This is a genomic window from Pararhodobacter sp. (assembly GCF_036802785.1).
Classification (GTDB): Bacteria; Pseudomonadota; Alphaproteobacteria; order Rhodobacterales; family Rhodobacteraceae; genus Pararhodobacter.
The window spans coordinates 35,726-53,819 of record NZ_DAIRVN010000017.1; the positions used below are offsets into that span (position 1 = coordinate 35,726).

Below are 18,094 nucleotides of genomic sequence, written 5' to 3' on the forward strand. Positions count from 1 at the left end.
TGGCGGCAGAAAGGTCGTTTGGCGACCCTCTTTGCAAGGCAGACGGCGGTCAAGGCAGGGGCCTGTTAAAGCAGGCGCCCGTGGCAATGCTTGAATTTCTTGCCGGAACCACAGGGGCAGAACGCGTTGCGCCCCGGGTTCCCCCATGTCGACGGGTCGCTTTCGTCAAAGCCCGGCAGGGGCACACCGGCGGGGCCATCAGCCTGAGCGTCAGCGGCAGGGCGCGGGCTGAGGCGCGGCAGATCAATCGGGCGCTCCAACCTGCCATCGCCCTCGGCGGCCTGCTGCAACTGCATCTGCGCCATCATCGCCTGCTGCTCTTCGGCGGAAAGCGGGCGGATGCGCGCCAGTTGCCGCGTCACATCCTCGCGCAGCGCGGTGAGCATGTGATCGAAGAGCACGAACGCCTCGGATTTGTATTCGTTGAGCGGATCGCGCTGCGCCAGCCCCCGGAAGTTCACCGCCGAGCGCAGATGCTCCAGCGTAACCAGATGATCGCGCCATTTGGTGTCGATGATCTGCAGCAGAAGCTGCTTCTCGATGTTGCGCATCGTATCAGGCCCGAAACTGGCCTCTTTCTGTGCCATCAGTTCATCGGCAGCCACGGTCAGGCGCTCGCGCACCACTTCCTGATCGACGCCGTCCTCCTCGGCCCAGGCCATGACCGGCTGATCGACATTCAGCTTGTCGATCACTGCGGCATGAAGCCCCTCCACATCCCACTGGTCAGCGTAGCTGTTGGGCGGCAGGTGCAGGCGCACCAGATCCTCGACGACGGAATGGCGCATATCGGCGATGGTTTCCGAAAGATCTTCGGCGCGCAGAATGTCCAGTCGCTGTTCAAAGATCACCCGGCGCTGGTCGTTCATGACGTTATCGAATTTCAGCAGCGTCTTGCGGATATCAAAGTTGCGTGCCTCGACCTTGGCCTGCGCCTTTTCCAGCGACTTGTTGACCCAGGGGTGAACAATGGCCTCGCCTTCCTTCATCCCCAGCGTTGACAGCACCTTTTCCAGCCGTTCAGAGCCGAAGATGCGCATCAGGTCATCTTCCAGCGACAGGAAGAAGACCGAGCGCCCCGGGTCACCCTGACGGCCGGAACGGCCCCGCAGCTGGTTGTCGATCCGGCGGCTTTCATGCCGTTCGGTCGCCAGAACGAACAGCCCGCCTGCATCAAGCACGCGCTGGCGCTCGGCGGCAACTTCGCTCTCCATCCGGGTGCGCACTTCGGCCGGGTCGGCATCGGGGGTTTCGGCCAGCGCGTCGAGCACGCGCATTTCCACGTTGCCGCCCAGCTGAATATCGGTGCCGCGCCCGGCCATGTTGGTGGCGATGGTCACCGCCCCCACGCGCCCGGCCTCGGCGACGATATGCGCCTCCTGCTCATGCTGGCGGGCGTTGAGCACGTTGTGCGGGATACTGGCCTTGGTCAGCATCACCGCCAGTTCCTCGGATTTCTCGATCGAGGTGGTGCCCACCAGAATCGGCTGACCCTTGGCATGCGCCTCGCGGATCGCCTCCATCACGCCTTCGAATTTCTCGCGCGCGGTACGATAGACCTGATCATGCTCGTCCAGACGGGCGATAGGCTTGTTGGTGGGGATTTCCACCACGCCCAGATTGTAGATTTCCTTGAATTCCTCGGCCTCGGTGGTGGCTGTGCCGGTCATGCCCGCCAGCTTGCCGTAAAGGCGGAAATAGTTCTGGAAGGTGACCGAGGCCATGGTCACGGTCTCGGGCTGGATCGGCAGCCCTTCCTTGGCCTCGACGGCCTGATGCAGCCCGTCAGACAACTGGCGGCCGATCATCATGCGGCCGGTGAATTCGTCAATCAGCACGATCTTGTTGTCGCGCACGATATAGTGCTGATCCTTGTGCAGCATCTTGTGGGCGCGCAGCGCCTGATTGATGTGATGCACAATGGTGGTGGATTCGGGGTCATAAAGCGCCTGCCCCTCGGGCAGGATACCGGCGGCATGAAGCTGGTTCTCGATGAACTCCTGCCCGTCGTCGGTATAGTTGATCAGGCGCTGTTTCTCATCGAGGGTGAAATGCTCTTCGGTCACCAGCGGGATCAGCTTGTCGACCCTGACATAAAGATCGGTCCGGTCCTGCGACATGCCAGAGATGATCAGCGGTGTGCGCGCCTCGTCGATCAGGATCGAGTCCACCTCATCGACGATGGCAAAATTGTGCCCACGCTGCATCATCTGGGCCAGTTCGGTCTTCATGTTGTCGCGCAGATAGTCGAAACCCAGCTCGTTGTTGGTGGCATAGGTGACATCGGCCTGGTAGGCGTGGTGCTTCTCGGCATCGGGCTGCTGCGGCACCACCACGCCGGTGGTCATGCCCAGCTTGGTGAAAACCTTGCTCATCCAGCTTGCATCGCGCCGCGCCAGATAATCGTTGACGGTGACGATATGCACGCCCTTGCCGGTCAGCGCGTTCAGATAGGCCGGGAAGGTGGCAACCAGCGTCTTGCCCTCGCCGGTTTTCATTTCAGCGATATTGCCCTGATGCAGGAAAATGCCGCCGATCAGCTGCACGTCAAAGGCGCGCAGGCCCAGAGCCCGGCGCGCGGCTTCGCGGCAATTGGCAAAGGCTTCGGGCAGCAGCTTCTCCAGCGTTTCGCCCTGCTCGAACCGCGCCTTCAGCGCCTCGGTTCTGGCGATCAGCGCAGCATCGTCCATTGCCTGGAATTCGGGCTCAAGCGCGTTGATCTTTTCGACCAGCGGGAGCACGGCTTTCACCTTGCGATCGTTTGCCGTACCGAAAATCTTCCGGCTCAGAGTTCCAAGACCCAACATGTTTTCTCCGCTCGCCTTCGCTGACCATTTCGTGCGCGCCGCGGGGTTGCCCGCCTGCCGGGGCTTCCCTTAGAAAGGGCGCAAGCAGGCCGTTGCCACGCACGCAGGACCGTGAAGCGATGTAAGGGGCGGCTCATATAGTGTCAATCATACGCGCCGAATCCATGCGCATTCTGGAGCTTTCTCATGAAAAAACCCGCCGGTTTCCTCGTCGCGGCCGTCTTTGCGGTCTTTTCACTGCCCCTGGCGGCGCAGGATGCACCTGACGCCGGGACCGTGCTGGCGCGCGTCGGCGGCACCGAAATCACCCTCGGCCATGCCATCGCCCTGCGCGCGGCACTGCCTGACCAGTTTCAGGCCGTACCCAACGAGACGCTTTTTCCCGCCATTGTCGAGCAACTGATCGAGCAGGAACTGCTCAACCAGAACCACGCTGACGCACTGACCCTGCGCGAGCGAATCACGCTTGAGAACGAGGCCCGCAATTTCATCGCCAATGCGGCCCTGATGGGCGTCGCCGCCGAGGCCGCCACCGATGAGAGCGTGCAGATCGCCTATGACGCCTTTGTCGCCGAATTTGGTCAGGGTGAGCCCACCACCGAATATAACGCCGCCCATATCCTTGTGCGCACCGAGGAAGAAATTCAGGCCGTCGTGACCGAGCTGGAATCGGGGCGCGAATTTGCCGATGTCGCGCGCGAATTCTCGCTTGACGGTTCAAGCGCTGCGGGCGGTGATCTGGGCTGGTTCGGCGAAGGCGTGATGATCGAACCCTTTGAGCAGGCTGTGCTGGCGCTGGAACCCGGCGAGGTTTCCGACCCGGTGGAAACCCGCTTTGGCTGGCATGTGATCCTGCTCAATGAGACCCGCGCGGCATCGGTCCCCACGCTGGAGATGGTCCGCGACGATCTTGAGGCACAGATCCAGCGCGAAGCAACCCGCGCGCATCTTGAGGGGCTGCGCGAGGCGGCGGATATCGACAACCGCTCCGATGCCGTTGACCCCACCTATCTTGGCCGCAGCGACCTGCTGGACGAGTGAGCGCGCCCGGCGTAGGTTGGCCGGTATCCGGTCCACGCCCGATTTCAGGGCGTGGCATTTTTTGAACGACAGGATCGTGAGATGGCCAACAAATCCGACGCCGAAAAGCAAAAGGCCAAGGCTAAGAAGTGGAAGAGCGCCGCCAAGGAACTGAAGAACCAGCTTGCCACGGTGCTGGGTGCTGGCAAGGCCATCTGCGTGTCGCCCCTAGCACCCAAACAGGGCTTCCCTGAGCTTCCCGTCATCGACGGGGTAGAGTATTCCGCCGCCGCCGCCGGGGTGCGCTACAAGGGGCGCCTTGACGTGATGCTGGCGCGGCTGGCGCCCGGCTCGGTGGTTACGGGCACGTTCACGCGGTCGAAAACCTCCTCGGCGGCGGTGCGGGATTGTCAGGCCAAGCTTGCGCTCCGCGCCGATGCAGAGACCGGCGCCGCGATTCTGGTGAATGCCGGGAATTCCAACGCTTTCACCGGCGCGCGCGGTCGTGCCTCGGTCGAGGCGCTGTGCGATGCCACTGCCGAACGCCTGAACCTCCCGGCAAGCCGCGTCTTCACCGCCTCCACCGGCGTGATCGGCGAGCCGCTGCCGCATGAGCGCATCATCGAAAGTCTGGATGCGCTGACCGAAGGCCTGAAGCCCGAAGGCATCGGTGAGGCCGCGCGCGCCATCATGACCACCGACACCTTTGCCAAGGGTGCCAAATCCGAAATCATGGTCGATGGGCACCCGATCTGCATTGCCGGTATCGCCAAGGGCTCGGGAATGATCGCGCCGGATATGGCGACCATGCTGGTCTATATCTTTACCGACGCCAAGATCGGCCAGAAGCCGCTTCAAGCGATGGTCAGCCGCCTGACCGAGCGTACCTTCAACTGCATCACCGTCGACAGCGACACCTCCACCTCCGACACGCTGCTGGTGGCTGCGACCGGCAAAAGCCCGGCACCTGCGCTGACCGATATGCGCTCAGCCCCGGCGCGGGCGTTCGAGCGGGCACTGGGCGCGGTCATGCTGGATCTGGCGCATCAGGTGATCTGCGATGGCGAGGGTGCCACGAAATTTGTCGAGGTCACGGTGACCGGCGCCGAAAACAAGGACGACGCCCACCGCTGCGCCATGGCCATCGCCAATTCGCCCCTCGTCAAAACCGCGATCGCGGGCGAAGATCCCAACTGGGGCCGTGTCGTCATGGCCGTAGGGAAATCAGGCGCGAATGCTGACCGTGACCGGCTGTCGATCCGCTTCGGCGATGTGGTCGTCGCCACCAAAGGGCAGGTCGACCCTGACTACAAGGAAGCCGATGGCGCCGCGCATATGCGCAGCAATGACATCATGATCGGCGTCGATCTGGGGCTGGGCAAGGGCAAGGCCACGGTCTGGACCTGTGACCTGACACACCGCTACATCGACATCAACGCCGATTACCGCTCGTGAACACGGCTTCATCTTGCCGGAAATACGCCGGGGGGAGCCGCGCAAAGCGCGGCGGGGGGCAGCGCCCCCCTTCCCCGGCCAGCCACCCGAGCCGCACCTCATGAAAACTGTCCTCGTGTCCGCCGTGGCACTGATCGACACCGACGGGCGCGTGCTGCTGGCGCAGCGCCCGCCGGGAAAATCCATGGCGGGCCTGTGGGAATTTCCCGGCGGCAAGGTCGAGCCCGGCGAAACGCCCGAGGTGGCGCTGATCCGCGAATTGCACGAGGAGCTGGGCATCGAAACCTGGGCCTCATGCCTTGCGCCCCTGACCTTCGCCAGCCATTCCTACCCCGATTTCCACCTGCTCATGCCGCTTTTCGCCTGCCGCCGCTGGCAGGGCATCGCCACCCCGCGCGAAGGGCAGGCGCTGAAATGGGTGCGCGCTGCCGATTTGCGCGACTATCCGATGCCACCTGCCGATATTCCGCTCATTCCCATCCTGCGCGACTGGCTTTAACGGCAGCGGGGCAACCTTCAAGCTTGAAATGTAGCACGCCCCCGCCTAGTCTGCGCCAGCCCTTGCATGAGAATCCGCATGACCACTGATTTCACCAAGACCCGCGCCCTGTTCGATCTGCCCGAAGGGATGATCTATCTGGACGGCAATTCACTGGGCCCGCTGCCCCGCAACGTGGCCGCGCGCGTGGCGAAGACCGTCACCGAAGAATGGGGCCAGATGGTCATCACCGGCTGGAACCGGGCGGGCTGGATGGACCTGCCCAGGCGCGTGGGCGACCGTATCGCCCGTCTGATCGGGGCCGAGCCGGGGCATGTGGTGATGGGCGACACGCTGTCGATCAAGGTCTATCAGGCCCTCGCTTCGGCGCTGGAGATGAACCCGGAGCGCCGGGTGATCCTGTCGGATACCGGTAACTTCCCCTCCGACCTCTATATGGCCGAGGGGCTGTGCAAAACGCTGGGGCCGGAATACCGGCTGCTCACCGTCGCGCCCGAAGACGTGGAAGCGGCGATTGATGACAGCGTGGCGGTGCTGATGCTGACCGAGGTCGATTACCGCACCGGGCGACGCCACGACATGCCCGCGCTGACCGCCAGGGCCCATGCCTCAGGCGCGCTGGCCGTCTGGGATCTGGCGCATTCGGCAGGCGCGACCGATGTGAAGGTCGCGCAGGGCGGCGCCGATTTCGCGGTGGGTTGCAGCTACAAATACCTCAACTCCGGCCCCGGCGGCCCGGCCTTCATCTATGTCGCACCGCGCCATGCCGATGTCGCGCGCCCGGCGCTGTCCGGCTGGCTGGGGCATGAAGCGCCCTTTGCCTTTGACCTGGACTACCGCCCCGGCAGCGGAATTGACCGGATGCGCGTTGGCACCCCGCCGGTGCTGCAACTGGCTGCGCTGGATGCCGCGCTGGATGTCTGGGACGGGGTGGAAATCGCCGATCTGCGCGCCCGTTCGCTGGATCTGACTGATGCGTTCATAAACGGGGTTGAGGCCGCCTGCCCCGGCCTGCAACTTGCCACGCCGCGCGACCATGCCCGGCGTGGCAGTCAGGTGAGCTTTCGTCACCCGGAGGGCTATGCCATCATGCAGGCCCTGATCGCGCGCGGCGTGATCGGCGATTTCCGCGCCCCCGATATCATCCGCTTCGGCTTCACGCCGCTGTTCATCGGCCCGGAAGACGTGGCGCAGGCGGTGGCGATCCTTGCCGAGATCATGGAGACCGGCGCCTGGGACAGACCCGAATTCAAGGCACGGGCGAAAGTGACATGACAAGGCGCGCTCCCGCCCCCCGTCTGCACCCCTTGCGGGGCTTGCCGGGCGTTGGGCCGGGCCGCGCGCCTGCGGCGCGCGGCAGGGGGGCGCTGCCCCCCTCGCCCTTCGGGCTCACCCCCCGGCGTATTTGGAGCAAGATGAAGCTGCTGCCGCCCCTGTGCCGCCCGGCGGGCTGGATGGCGTTGTGGAAGCGGCTGGCAATGGTCGGAATGTTGAATGCGCGGACATCGGGCTGATCCCCGTTTCCTGCCCTTTGACATACCGGAGATTCCCATGACCGAAGCTTATGATCCCACACGGGAAGGCGCGCAGATGGCCTTTGACGGCCGCATGTCCTATACCGATTACCTTGGCCTCGACGCGGTTCTGAGCGCGCAGAAGCCCCGCAGCACCGCGCATGACGAGATGCTGTTCATCATCCAGCATCAGGTGTCCGAGCTGTGGATGCGCCTTGCGCTGCACGAGATCGGCGCGGCGCGCGATGTTCTGGCCGAGGGCCGGATGCGCCCTGCCTTCAAGATGCTCAGCCGTGTGGCGCGGATATTCGAGCAGCTCAACAACGCCTGGGATGTGCTGCGCACCATGACACCGAGCGAGTACACACGCTTTCGTGATGCGCTGGGTGAATCCTCCGGTTTCCAGTCGTGGCAGTACCGGCTGATCGAATTTTCCGTCGGCAACCGCAACCTGTCGATGCTGCGCCCGCATGCCCATCGCGCCGATCTGACCGCCGCGCTGGAGGCCGAACTGGCGAAACCCTCGCTGTATGACGTGGCGATCCGAACGCTGGCCGATGCGGGTTTCGACATTCCCGCGGAGGTGCTGGAGCGCGATCTGCGCCAGCCCTGGAAGGCCCATCCGGCTGTGGAGGCGGCATGGCGCGCCGTCTATGCTGCGCCGGAAACCCATTGGGAGCTGTATGAGCTGGCCGAAAAGCTGGTGGATTTCGAGGATTATTTCCGCCGCTGGCGCTTCAACCATGTCACCACCGTTGAGCGCGTGATCGGCTTCAAGCGCGGCACCGGGGGCACGGCCGGGGTGCAGTATCTGCGCCGGATGCTGGAGGTGGAGTTGTTCCCCGAACTGTGGCATCTGCGCACCAGTCTGTAGCGCGATTGCCAGACGGGCTTGGAACCCGGCGGGACAAAGCGGAGTTAGCCTTGCAGCTTTCCTGACGCAAGGGCCACCATGTCTGTCCTGTCCCGCCGCCTTTTCACCCTTGGCCTTGCCGCCAGCGCCACACTGCCGCTGGCCGCCTGCCTTGAGCCCCTCACCCTTGCCCCTCCGCCAGAGCTGGAGCCGCTTGACTACGCGGCACGCCGCGACGGACCGCATACGATACCGGCCGTGCCGATTGATCAGGTGCCCGCATGGCTACAACGGCAGGTCGTGCGCTATGACACCGAGGAGGCGCCCGGCACCATCGTCATACGGCTGGACCATGCGCTGCTGCATCTGGTCATGCCTGACGGCTATGCCCTGCGCTACGGGCTGAGCGTGGGGCGTGAGGGGCTGGACTGGAGCGGCGAGGCCGAGATCTATCGCACCGCCCATTGGCCGCGCTGGACACCCACGCCCAGCATGATCAGCCGCGATCCCTCGCTTGAACGCTGGGCCGAAGGCCAGCCCGGCGGCCCGCGCAACCCTCTGGGTGCCCGCGCGCTTTATCTGCGCACCCTTGCCACCGGGAATGACGAGGGCATCCGCATCCATGGCACGCCTGAGTGGCGCTCGATCGGGCACCGTGCGTCATCGGGCTGTTTCAGGATGATCAATCATGATGTGATCGACCTTTATGGCCGTGTCGGTCGCGGAACGCGGGTGGTTGTGTTCTGATACTTCCGGAATGCAGGTGTGAAATCCATAAATAGAGGAACATATGTGCTGGTTTCCACGGCATCCGGGGCTGCTCTGCCCCTGACGGATCAGGGCGCGCGCAGGAGTGTCACCCAGGTATCGCCATAGCGGCGCTGATCGAGCAGGGTGAAGCCCTCGGGCGCGATCTGGGGGGTGTTTTCCTCCCAGACCACGGTGGCGGCGGGGGCAAGCCAACCGCCACCCTGCACTGATCTGAGCGCGGGCAGGCCAAGGGCCAGCCCATAGGGCGGGTCAAGAAACACCAGCCCGAAGCCCGGCCCGCGGTTTTCCCCCAGCGCGGTGGCATCGCGGCGGAAAAGCCGGGTGGTGCCCATCGCGCGGGCTTTTTCAATATTGGCCCGGATCAGGGCGCGGGCCGTAGCGCCGTCATCGACAAAGGTCACCTGCACCGCGCCGCGCGACAGCGCCTCAAGCCCCAGCGCGCCGGTTCCCGCGAACAGGTCCAGCACCCGCTGGTCGCGCACCAGATCGCCCTGGCGACCATTGATCAGCAGGTTGAACACCGCCTCGCGCACCCGGTCCGAGGTGGGGCGCAGATGCGCTGCCGCATCACCGGCGCCGACATCGGCCAGTTGCAACCCGCGCATGGAACCCCCGACAATCCGCATGATCAGGCCAGCAGCGTTTTCAGATCGCAGGCCGGATCGGCCACCAGCGCCGGATCGGGCGTGCGCCCGCCCTCCAGCAGGCGTTTGCCCAGCATGAAGGCGCGCGGATCATTCATGGCATCGACCGCCAGAAAGCGGCCGCGTGCATAGTACCAGTGGCTGCGCGCGCCCACGCTCTGACGGATCACCACGCGGTCATAGCCGGTGTTCAGCCCGGCGATCTGCAGCTTGAGATCATACTGATCGGACCAGAACCACGGCAGCGGCGCATAGGGCCTGCCCGCGCCCAGCATGTTCTCTGCCACGCATTCGGCCTGATCAATGGCGTTCTGCACGCTTTCCAGCCGGATCTGCGCCCCCGCCCGGGGAAAGGACGCGCAATCGCCTGCCGCCCACACATGCGGATCAGAGCTGCGGCCCAGCGCGTCAGTGGCGATGCCATTCTCCAGCCGCAGGCCCGCAGCCTCGGCCAGCGCGGTGGCGGGCGTGACGCCGATGCCGACAAGGACGAAATCCACCTCGATCTGGTCGCCATCGGCCAGAAGGGCGGCATTGACGCGCCCGTTGCTGCCCAGAAGGCGCTTCAGCCCGCAGCTTTCGAGGATATGCACGCCCTTTGCGCCATGCAGATCGCGCATGTAATCGGCGGTTTCCGGCGCGGCAACGCGTTGCAGGATGCGCGGTGCGGCCTCAATCAGCGTAACCTCCAGCCCGCGCAGGCGCGCGACCGCCGCCGCTTCCAGCCCGATATAACCGCCACCGACGATCAGAACCCGGCGACCGGGGACAAATTCGGGGGCCATCGCATCAATATCCGCCAGCCTGCGCACGCTATAGACGCCCTCCAGCCCGCCGCCCACCGCCTTTGGCAGGCGCCGCGGCTCAGCCCCGGTGGTGAGGGCAAGCTGGTCATAGGCCAGCGCCTCAGCACCCAGCATCAGATGGCGTGACCCGGTATCGATGCCGGTCACCGCCTCCCCCAGCCGCAAGGTGATCCCCTGTTCGGCATAGAATGACTCAGGGCGCAGAAACAGCCGCTCCTTGGGCAGTTCACCCAGCAGGTATTTCTTGGACAGGGGCGGGCGCTGATAGGGCGGCACCCCCTCGTCGCCGATCAGGGTCAGCGGCCCCGTATAGCCAAGCGCCCGCAGTTTCGCCACCAGCGAGGCCCCGGCCTGCCCCGCACCCACAACCACAATCCCGCTCATTCCCCGCCTTCCGATTTTCTGCCGCGCCGCCTTGCCCGCATCAGGCGACTGGCCAAGACGCTCCTGCAACCCTATATCCTTGCCTGAGGAAAACGCAACGAACGAGGAGCGACCATGGCACTGGAAACCGGCACCCGACTGCCCGATGCAACCCTGCTGAAAATGGGCGAAAAAGGCCCCGAGACGGTCAATCTGGCGGACAAGCTGAAAGGCCGCAAGGTTGTGCTGTTCGCGCTGCCCGGCGCCTATACCGGCACCTGCTCGACAGCGCATGTGCCCAGCTTCGTCCGCTCGATGGATGCGCTGCGCGCCAAAGGCGTCGATGAGGTGATCTGCGTTTCGGTCAACGACCCCTTCGTGATGAAGGCCTGGGGCGAGGCGACCGGCGCCACCGACGCCGGAATCACCTTTCTGGGCGATGCCGACGGCGCCTTCACCCGCGCGGCCGGGATGGATTTCACCGCACCGCCGGCAGGGCTGATCGGGCGCTCCAAGCGCTATGCGGTTCTGGCCGAGGACGGGGTGGTCAAGTTGCTGCACCTTGAGGAGTCGCCCGGCGTCTGTGAGGTTTCGGGCGGTGAGGCAATGGTCGCGGCCATGGGCTGACTGCCGGTTTCATCCGGGCGGGGTTAAACCGGCACTGGCGCGCGCGCGCCACCCCCATCGAGGGGGCGGCGCGCGCCGGGGGCGGGCTGTGGCCGCCCCCGAAGCCCCTGCCCGGCCCCAGCTGTCGGACCATTAAGGCCGCTCAACCCGCCGCAAGCGCATCCATCCGCTCAGCCAGTTTCAGGTCCAGCGCGGTCAGCCCGCCCACATCATGGGTGCTCAGCACAACCTCGACCCGGTTATAGACATTGCGCCATTCCGGGTGGTGATCCAGCTTTTCTGCCACCAGCGCGACCTTGGCCATCCAGCCGAAGGCCTGCACGAAATCGGCGAAGCGGTAGTTCTTGGCAACAGCATCCCGCGCCGCATCGTGGCGCCAGCCGCGCAGCTCCAGCCCCGCCAGCGCCTCAGCGCGTTCTGCCCCGTCCAGCTTTTCCGGCCTCATTGGCTTCCCCTCCCCTGTCAACTGCTTGCGCTTTCAGCTGCCCCCGGCCTTGCGGAAAGGGGCGAATTGTCCCAGCCAGTCCATTTCCTGCCGCACCGCCGACCCTTCGGATTTCAGGTAATCGGCCACGGCGCGCATAAAGCCCGGGTCGCTGAACCAGTAAAGCGCATGCACCGGCACCGGCAGATAGCCGCGCGCCAGCTTGTGTTCGCCCTGCGCCCCGGCCTCGACCCGCTTCATTCCCTGCGCCAGCGCGTAATCAATCGCCTGATAATAGCACAGTTCGAAATGCAGACAGGGATGATCTTCGACACAACCCCAATACCGTCCGTAAAGCGTGTCGCGCCCGATGAAATTGAGGGCGCCCGCCACCGGCTCCCCGTCGCGCTCGGCCAGAACCAGCAGGATATCGTCGCGCATGCTGGCCTGTATCTGGTCAAAAAACGCCCGGGTCAGGTAAGGCGTGCCCCATTTGCGCGCGCCCGTATCCTGATAGAAGGCCCAGAAGGCATCCCAATGCGCGGGCTGGATCGCGTCGCCGGTCAGCGCCCGGATTTCGCCGCCAAAGGCCTGCGCGGTGGCACGCTCCTTGCGGATCGCCTTGCGCTTGCGCGAGGAAAGCGCGGCCAGAAACCCGTCGAAACTGCCGAAATCCCGGTTCTCCCAGTGGTATTGCTGGGTGACGCGGTGCAGGAACCCTTCAGTCACGCCAAGCGCGGCCACATCCTCGGTGCAGAAGGTGATGTGAACCGAGGACAGATCGTTCTGCCCGACAATCTCGCGCATGGCGCGCAGCAGAAGGGGGCGCAGCGGCTCAGGGCCCAGCAGGCGCTGGCCGGTCGCGGGGGTAAAGGGCACGGCGCATTGCAGCTTGGGGTAATAACGCCCGCCTGCGCGCTGCCAGGCTTCGGCAAACGCATGGTCAAAGATGTATTCGCCCTGACTGTTGCCCTTGACGTAGAAGGGCGCGGCGGCCAGCAGCCTGCCACCCTCGCGGATCACCAGATGCTGCGGTTGCCAGCCTGTCCCCGGCCCGACCGAACCTGACCGCTCCAGCGCGGCCAGAAAGCGGTGGGTGGTGAACGGGTCCGGCGCCCGCCCGCCGTCAAGAGCAAGCAGAGCATCCCAGTCACCGGGGGCGATCTGGTCGATGGAGTCGATAACGGCAATATCCACGCGGCGCTTCCTTTGTCCCACCCGCAAAACTGGGTGGCGCGGCGGCGCTGTCAAGGGGATAGCGGCACTGCGCGCTCAGGCGGCGGGCTTACGCACCACAAGGCGGCGATAGGTGACGCCGGGAAGCGAGGCTTTCTCACCCTCAACCCCCTCGAACAGATAGGGCATCAGCAGCGCGGTCACGGCATTGCGCTGCCCCAGCGACGATACGATCCGCGCCTGCAGCCGCACCTTCCAGTCGTTGTAGAACTTGAGCGAGTATTCCTGAAGCTTGCGCAGATTGGGCAGGATATAGGGCGTCTCGTCATGGTCCCAATGCAGCTCCAGCCCCGCGCGGCGGAAGGAATCCACCCATTGCTGCGGCGTGCGATAGCCCTGTGAGATGCCCCAGCCAACCTCCAGCAGGCGGGTGGCGAGCCGCATTTCGTCGCTCTGGCCCTGCGCCTCATGGTTCAGGAAGCAATCATAGATCACCACCCGCCCCCCCGGCCTGAGTGCCTGCGCGAGTGACTGGCAGACCAGATCGAGATCAACGGCATAGCACAGGGTTTCCACCCCGAAGGCGATGTCAAAGCCCGTCAGATCCTGCGGCAGCGGCTCGTAACTGCCCTGCACGAAACGCGTGTTCGGCAGCTCGGTCGCACGGTCGCGGCCTTTTTCGACGTGTTCGTGCAGCAGATCCAGCCCGGTGAACTGCGCATCCGGATGGGTCTGCGCCAGACGGATCGTGTTCAGGCCCTTGCCGCAGCCGACCTCCAGCACCTTGCTGGCCCCGCCCATCCGCTCCATCTGCTTCGAGACACCACGCGCCTGCCCGTAAAAACCGTTCCGGTCAAAGACGCCGTCATAGTTGAGGGCGAAATGCATACAGCCGGGGACCGAGATGTATTTCTCATAGAACTGCTCATAGACCAGCACCGACTGCTGGTAATACGGCTCGGTCAGCTGGGTGCCCTCATCCTTGAGCATCTTGTCGATGTCAAAGACCTTGTCGACCATGCCGATGGCCTCGGACAGGGAAAAGGGCAAGGGGCCAAGCGGCGGCAAAGGCTGCGCCTCAACAGGTTTTCTTGCCTTTTTCGCCATGTGCTTACCCCAACTGATCGCTAAATTTACAGCCCCGAGAGGGGCCTGCCTGCGGCGCGGACCATATAATGCACCCCCCGGCGGCGCAAGCGCCCGGATTGCGGCTTGCGGCAGGGGGCGCTTGGTTCCAGACAGGGCGCAGCAACAGCGCCAGAGACGCCGCACATGCCCGGGAGAAAACCATGAGCTTCGCCGCCGCCATGCTGATCGCGCTGGCGATTGACGCCGCACTGGGCTGGCCGGACCGACTGTACCGCCGCATCGGCCATCCGGTGACATGGGCGGGCCGCCTGATCGCCGGGCTGGATCAACGGCTGAACCGGGCGGGCGACAGCCCGGCGCGGCGCCGGGCGCTGGGGGTGCTGGCGGCATTGGGGGTAATCGGGCTGGCGGCGGGGATTGGTGCGGCGGTGCAGGCGGCAATTCAGGCGACTTTGCCGGGCGGCTGGGGGGGAACGGTGCTGGCCGGGGTGATGGCATGGCCCCTGCTGGCCGCGCGCTCGATGCATGATCATGTGCGCGCGGTGGCGGTGCCGCTGGCGGCGGGCGATGTTGCGGGCGCGCGCGTGGCCGTGTCGATGATTGTGGGCCGCGACCCGGCGCAGCTGGACACCCCGGCCATCGCCCGCGCAGCGACCGAGTCACTGGCCGAAAACACCTCGGACGGAATTGTCGCGCCGCTTTTCTGGGGGTTGGTTCTGGGCCTGCCGGGCATCGCCGCCTACAAGGCGATCAACACACTGGACTCGATGATCGGCCACCGGACAGAGCGGCACGAAGCCTTTGGTTGGGCCTCGGCGCGGATCGATGATCTGGCAAACCTGCTGCCCGCGCGGCTGACAGGGCTGTTGTTCGCGCTGACTTCGGCACGGCCCCGCGCGGCGCTTGCCTGCATGCTCCGCGACGCACAAAACCACCGCTCCCCCAACGCGGGCTGGCCTGAGGCGGCAATGGCCGGGGCGCTTGGCATCCGCCTGTCCGGCCCCCGGATTTACGCGGAAAAGGTCACGCCGGAGCCCTGGCTGAACGCCGGCGCGCCTGACCCTGCCGCCGCTGATCTTTCCCGCGCGCTGGCGCTCTATCGCCGCGCGCTGCTCGCGCTGGCGGCCTGCGTTCTGCTGCTGACGCTGGTGTCAGGCTGGTAGCGGTGCGGGTTCAGGTGCCGCAAAAGGTGGTATAGGGGCCGAAACCGGCGGGGGCACTCTGCTCAAAGGCTTCCAGCCCTGGGCGGCGGGTGAAGGGCTGGCTGAGCACCTCCAGCAATTGCCGCGTCGGCGCCAGATCGCCGGAATGCGCCGCACTCAGCGCCGCTTCAACCAGGTGGTTGCGCGGAATATAGACCGGATTGACCGCCGCCATCCGCCCGGCTGCTGCCCCGGCCCCGCCATCCTCGGCCTCAAGGCGTTCGCGCCACGCAACCAGCCATTCCGACAGCCCCGCCGCATCCTTCAGGCAGTCGCGCAGTGCCGCCTCCTTACCCTGCGCGGCATCCGCCAGCGCGGCAAAGCTGCGGGTGAAATCAGCCTCCTGCGCAGCGAGATGCGACAGGAAGCCCGTGATCAGCCCCTCATCCGCCGCGCTGCACTGCGTCAGGCCCAGCTTTGCACCCATCCGCGCCCGCCATTCCAGCGCATAGATTTCCGGCGCCTCTTCGATCACCTCCTGCACCATGGGCAGCGCGGCCTCCGGGTTCTCAGGGTTGATCAGCGGCAACATGGCCTCAGCCAGCCGGGCAAGGTTCCACTGCGCCAGCACCGGCTGGCGGTCATAGGCATAGCGGCCCTGCCGGTCAATGGAGCTGAAAACCGCGCGGGGATCATAGGCATCGAGAAAGGCGCAGGGGCCATAATCAATGGTCTCGCCCGAGATCGCGCAATTGTCGGTATTCATCACGCCATGCACGAAACCCACGGCCATCCACTGTGCAACCAGCGCCATCTGCCGGGCGATCACAGCGCGCAGAAAGGCCAGATCGCGGTCGCCCTGCCCCTCAAGCTCAGGGAAATGGCGGTGGATCGCGTAATCAGTCAGGCGCCGCAACCGCGCGGTCTCGCCCCGCGCGAGGAAGAACTGAAACGTGCCGACCCGCAGATGGCTGGACGCCACCCTTGCCAGCACCGCACCGGGCAAAGGCCCCTCGCGCAGAACGCTTTCGCCGGTCGCCACAGCGGCCAGCGCGCGGGTAGTGGGAATGCCCAGCGCCTGCATCGCCTCGCCCAGAATATACTCGCGCAGCACCGGCCCCAGCGCCGCCTTGCCGTCACCGCCACGCGAAAACGGTGTCTTGCCTGAGCCCTTCAGATGGATGTCGCGCCGCTGCCCCTGCCGGTCAATCACCTCGCCCACCAGTATCGCGCGCCCGTCGCCAAGCTGCGCGGAAAAGCCGCCGAACTGATGCCCGGCATAGGCCATCGCCAAAGGCTCGGCCCCTTCGGGCATGGCGCTGGCGCTCAGCATCGCCAGCCCGGCGGGGCCTGCCAGCGCGTCAGGGTCCAGCCCCAGCTCCTGCGCCAGCGCGGTGTTGAGCAAAAGCAACTTCGGCGCGGGTGCCTGCGCGCCGTGCCAGGGGATATACATCCCCTCAAGCTCACGCGCATAGCTGTTGTCAAAGCGGATGGTCAGCATATTTTCTCCGGTGTTTCGCACCACAGGTAGTGCGCCAGCGCAGCAGGCCAAGCCCGTTTCACGCGATGGTCAACCGCCCGCCGGGCCCGCGCGCACCAGCCCGATGACCGGCCCCATCGGCCGCCCCCAGTCTGAGCGGCCCTGCCCGGGCACATGCAGCCTTGAGACATTTCCATCGAAATACAGCGCCTGCGGCAGCGCCAGATGATCGCGGAACAACCGGCCAAACTGATGGAATGTGACCGGCCGGTTGGAAATGGCAAAGACCGCGCGCTGCCCGTCGGCACTGACCCCCACGCCGTTGCGCAGCAGGGTCGAGTCCGAATCCGGCAGAAAGCGCGGATGCAGTTCGCCGTCGATCACCAGCATCGGGCCGGATTGCGTGGCGTGAAGGCAGGCGGGCGCTGCTGCGGCAAAGGCGCGGCTTTCGATCACCGCGAACCCCGCCTCGCGGATGCAGAACACGCCGTTGGGCAGCATCCCGAAGTTTCCCGGCCCGGCGCTGGTGACGATCCCGCGCAGCTCCTCCCCGTCCTGAACATACAGCCCGACAGGGCGACGGTCAGGGTGGTACATGCCCGCGTTCATGGCAAAGACCAGCACCTCGCCACGCGCCGCCAGCGCGGCCTCGATACGCGCGAAAGAGCCATGCACCGCACCATCCTCGCCATTCAGGAACAGGCGCAGATCGTCGCCCGCCGCGACATCGCACAGCGTGAAGGGAATGGCATCAAAGGTGATATCGGTGCAATCGGCCCGTGCAAGGCCGGGCAGAAGCGCAAGCGCCGCCCCGGCGATCAGGCTGAAAAGGCCGTCAGCCGCGCGCATCGTCGTCAGGGGCGCGCTCAGGCGGGCCGTTTTCCCCGCCGTCATCCGCTGCATCCTGCTCAGGGGCTTCGACATCGGCGCGCACCCGGGCATCGGAAAACAGGCGGCGGGTCTCATCTATCTGGTCAAAGGTGGCGTCCAGCTCGAAGCGCAGATCGGGCGCGAATTTCAGCGTCAGATCCTTGGCCACCAGATGGCGCAGCTCCGCCTTGTTGCGCCGCAGCGCCGCCAGCGCCGCCTCGGCCTCGCGCCCGCCCAGCGGCATGACATAGGCGGTCGCAACCTTCAGATCGGTTGAGCTGCGCACCTCGGATACCGTGATCGAAAACCGGTTGAGCTCAGGGTCATGCACATCCCCGCGCAACAACACGTCTGACAGCCGGCGGCGGATAACCTCGCCCACGCGAAGCTGCCGTTGCCTGGAACCCGTTGAGATGCTTTTCTTTGCCATGCGCCCTGCATAAGAGATTCGCGCGCCACCCGCAACGCGCAGCGCAGCCGCTGACACGTTTTTACCACAAAGGTGATGAAATCCGGTTTCCCCGCGCCCCGCAGAAGATTATGCAAAGGCAAAA

The 18,094-nt window shown here is 65.3% G+C and carries 17 protein-coding genes; 8 read left to right on the forward strand and 9 right to left on the reverse strand.

What is annotated here, in order from left to right; translation table 11 throughout:
* Positions 1 to 65: 65 nt before the first annotated feature.
* On the reverse strand, positions 66 to 2,807 hold the full coding sequence (gene secA / locus V7Q53_RS08320; RefSeq protein WP_333828070.1) for a preprotein translocase subunit SecA: 2,742 nt from the start codon (positions 2,805 to 2,807) through the stop codon (positions 66 to 68).
* Between the two features lie 186 nt (positions 2,808 to 2,993).
* Between secA and V7Q53_RS08325 the strand changes: the two genes are divergently transcribed.
* The 6 genes from V7Q53_RS08325 to V7Q53_RS08350 all read left to right on the forward strand — a co-directional run bounded on the left by V7Q53_RS08325 (position 2,994) and on the right by V7Q53_RS08350 (position 8,895).
* Positions 2,994 to 3,848, forward strand: coding sequence for a peptidylprolyl isomerase (locus V7Q53_RS08325; RefSeq protein ID WP_333828071.1), 855 nt, complete (start codon positions 2,994 to 2,996; stop codon positions 3,846 to 3,848).
* Between the two features lie 81 nt (positions 3,849 to 3,929).
* Positions 3,930 to 5,282 (forward strand): bifunctional glutamate N-acetyltransferase/amino-acid acetyltransferase ArgJ, encoded by a 1,353-nt coding sequence (gene argJ, locus V7Q53_RS08330; RefSeq protein WP_333828072.1) that lies wholly within the window; start codon positions 3,930 to 3,932, stop codon positions 5,280 to 5,282.
* 100 nt (positions 5,283 to 5,382) lie between these two features.
* Positions 5,383 to 5,781: an 8-oxo-dGTP diphosphatase MutT gene (mutT, locus tag V7Q53_RS08335; RefSeq protein ID WP_333828073.1), complete on the forward strand. Its 399-nt coding sequence runs from the start codon at positions 5,383 to 5,385 to the stop codon at positions 5,779 to 5,781.
* Positions 5,782 to 5,859: 78 nt separating this feature from the next.
* Entirely contained in the window at positions 5,860 to 7,056 is a 1,197-nt protein-coding gene (gene kynU, locus V7Q53_RS08340) for a kynureninase (protein ID WP_333828074.1), read from the forward strand.
* 276 nt (positions 7,057 to 7,332) lie between these two features.
* Positions 7,333 to 8,169, forward strand: coding sequence for a tryptophan 2,3-dioxygenase (gene kynA / locus V7Q53_RS08345; RefSeq protein WP_333828075.1), 837 nt, complete (start codon positions 7,333 to 7,335; stop codon positions 8,167 to 8,169).
* A 78-nt stretch (positions 8,170 to 8,247) separates the two neighbouring features.
* Positions 8,248 to 8,895, forward strand: coding sequence for a L,D-transpeptidase (locus tag V7Q53_RS08350; protein ID WP_333828076.1), 648 nt, complete (start codon positions 8,248 to 8,250; stop codon positions 8,893 to 8,895).
* 89 nt (positions 8,896 to 8,984) lie between these two features.
* Here V7Q53_RS08350 and rsmD read toward each other — a convergent pair whose 3' ends face one another.
* Both rsmD and V7Q53_RS08360 read right to left on the reverse strand, forming a co-directional pair.
* Positions 8,985 to 9,545 (reverse strand): 16S rRNA (guanine(966)-N(2))-methyltransferase RsmD, encoded by a 561-nt coding sequence (gene rsmD, locus V7Q53_RS08355; RefSeq protein WP_333828077.1) that lies wholly within the window; start codon positions 9,543 to 9,545, stop codon positions 8,985 to 8,987.
* A gap of 2 nt (positions 9,546 to 9,547) precedes the next feature.
* Positions 9,548 to 10,753: an NAD(P)/FAD-dependent oxidoreductase gene (locus V7Q53_RS08360; protein WP_333828078.1), complete on the reverse strand. Its 1,206-nt coding sequence runs from the start codon at positions 10,751 to 10,753 to the stop codon at positions 9,548 to 9,550.
* A 114-nt stretch (positions 10,754 to 10,867) separates the two neighbouring features.
* Between V7Q53_RS08360 and V7Q53_RS08365 the strand changes: the two genes are divergently transcribed.
* Entirely contained in the window at positions 10,868 to 11,359 is a 492-nt protein-coding gene (locus V7Q53_RS08365) for a peroxiredoxin (RefSeq protein WP_333828079.1), read from the forward strand.
* Between the two features lie 142 nt (positions 11,360 to 11,501).
* Here V7Q53_RS08365 and V7Q53_RS08370 read toward each other — a convergent pair whose 3' ends face one another.
* From V7Q53_RS08370 to V7Q53_RS08380, 3 genes are all read right to left on the reverse strand, one after another.
* Positions 11,502 to 11,804: a 4a-hydroxytetrahydrobiopterin dehydratase gene (locus tag V7Q53_RS08370; RefSeq protein WP_333828080.1), complete on the reverse strand. Its 303-nt coding sequence runs from the start codon at positions 11,802 to 11,804 to the stop codon at positions 11,502 to 11,504.
* A 33-nt stretch (positions 11,805 to 11,837) separates the two neighbouring features.
* Positions 11,838 to 12,980, reverse strand: a complete 1,143-nt coding sequence (locus V7Q53_RS08375) for a GNAT family N-acetyltransferase (RefSeq protein ID WP_333828081.1) — start codon at positions 12,978 to 12,980, stop codon at positions 11,838 to 11,840.
* 75 nt (positions 12,981 to 13,055) lie between these two features.
* On the reverse strand, positions 13,056 to 14,066 hold the full coding sequence (locus V7Q53_RS08380; protein ID WP_333828082.1) for a class I SAM-dependent methyltransferase: 1,011 nt from the start codon (positions 14,064 to 14,066) through the stop codon (positions 13,056 to 13,058).
* Positions 14,067 to 14,248: 182 nt separating this feature from the next.
* Here V7Q53_RS08380 and cbiB point away from each other — a divergent pair, with 182 nt between their 5' ends.
* The gene (cbiB, locus tag V7Q53_RS08385) at positions 14,249 to 15,211 is read left to right on the forward strand and encodes an adenosylcobinamide-phosphate synthase CbiB (protein WP_333828083.1); all 963 of its coding nucleotides are present in this window, start codon (positions 14,249 to 14,251) and stop codon (positions 15,209 to 15,211) included.
* 10 nt (positions 15,212 to 15,221) lie between these two features.
* Here cbiB and V7Q53_RS08390 read toward each other — a convergent pair whose 3' ends face one another.
* The 3 genes from V7Q53_RS08390 to rbfA all read right to left on the reverse strand — a co-directional run bounded on the left by V7Q53_RS08390 (position 15,222) and on the right by rbfA (position 17,970).
* Positions 15,222 to 16,688, reverse strand: a complete 1,467-nt coding sequence (locus tag V7Q53_RS08390) for a protein adenylyltransferase SelO (RefSeq protein WP_333828095.1) — start codon at positions 16,686 to 16,688, stop codon at positions 15,222 to 15,224.
* Between the two features lie 72 nt (positions 16,689 to 16,760).
* Positions 16,761 to 17,519 (reverse strand): phosphodiester glycosidase family protein, encoded by a 759-nt coding sequence (locus V7Q53_RS08395; protein ID WP_442954423.1) that lies wholly within the window; start codon positions 17,517 to 17,519, stop codon positions 16,761 to 16,763.
* The gene (gene rbfA, locus V7Q53_RS08400; protein ID WP_333828085.1) at positions 17,506 to 17,970 is read right to left on the reverse strand and encodes a 30S ribosome-binding factor RbfA; all 465 of its coding nucleotides are present in this window, start codon (positions 17,968 to 17,970) and stop codon (positions 17,506 to 17,508) included. Before rbfA ends, V7Q53_RS08395 begins: the two co-directional genes overlap by 14 nt.
* Positions 17,971 to 18,094: the final 124 nt, after the last annotated feature.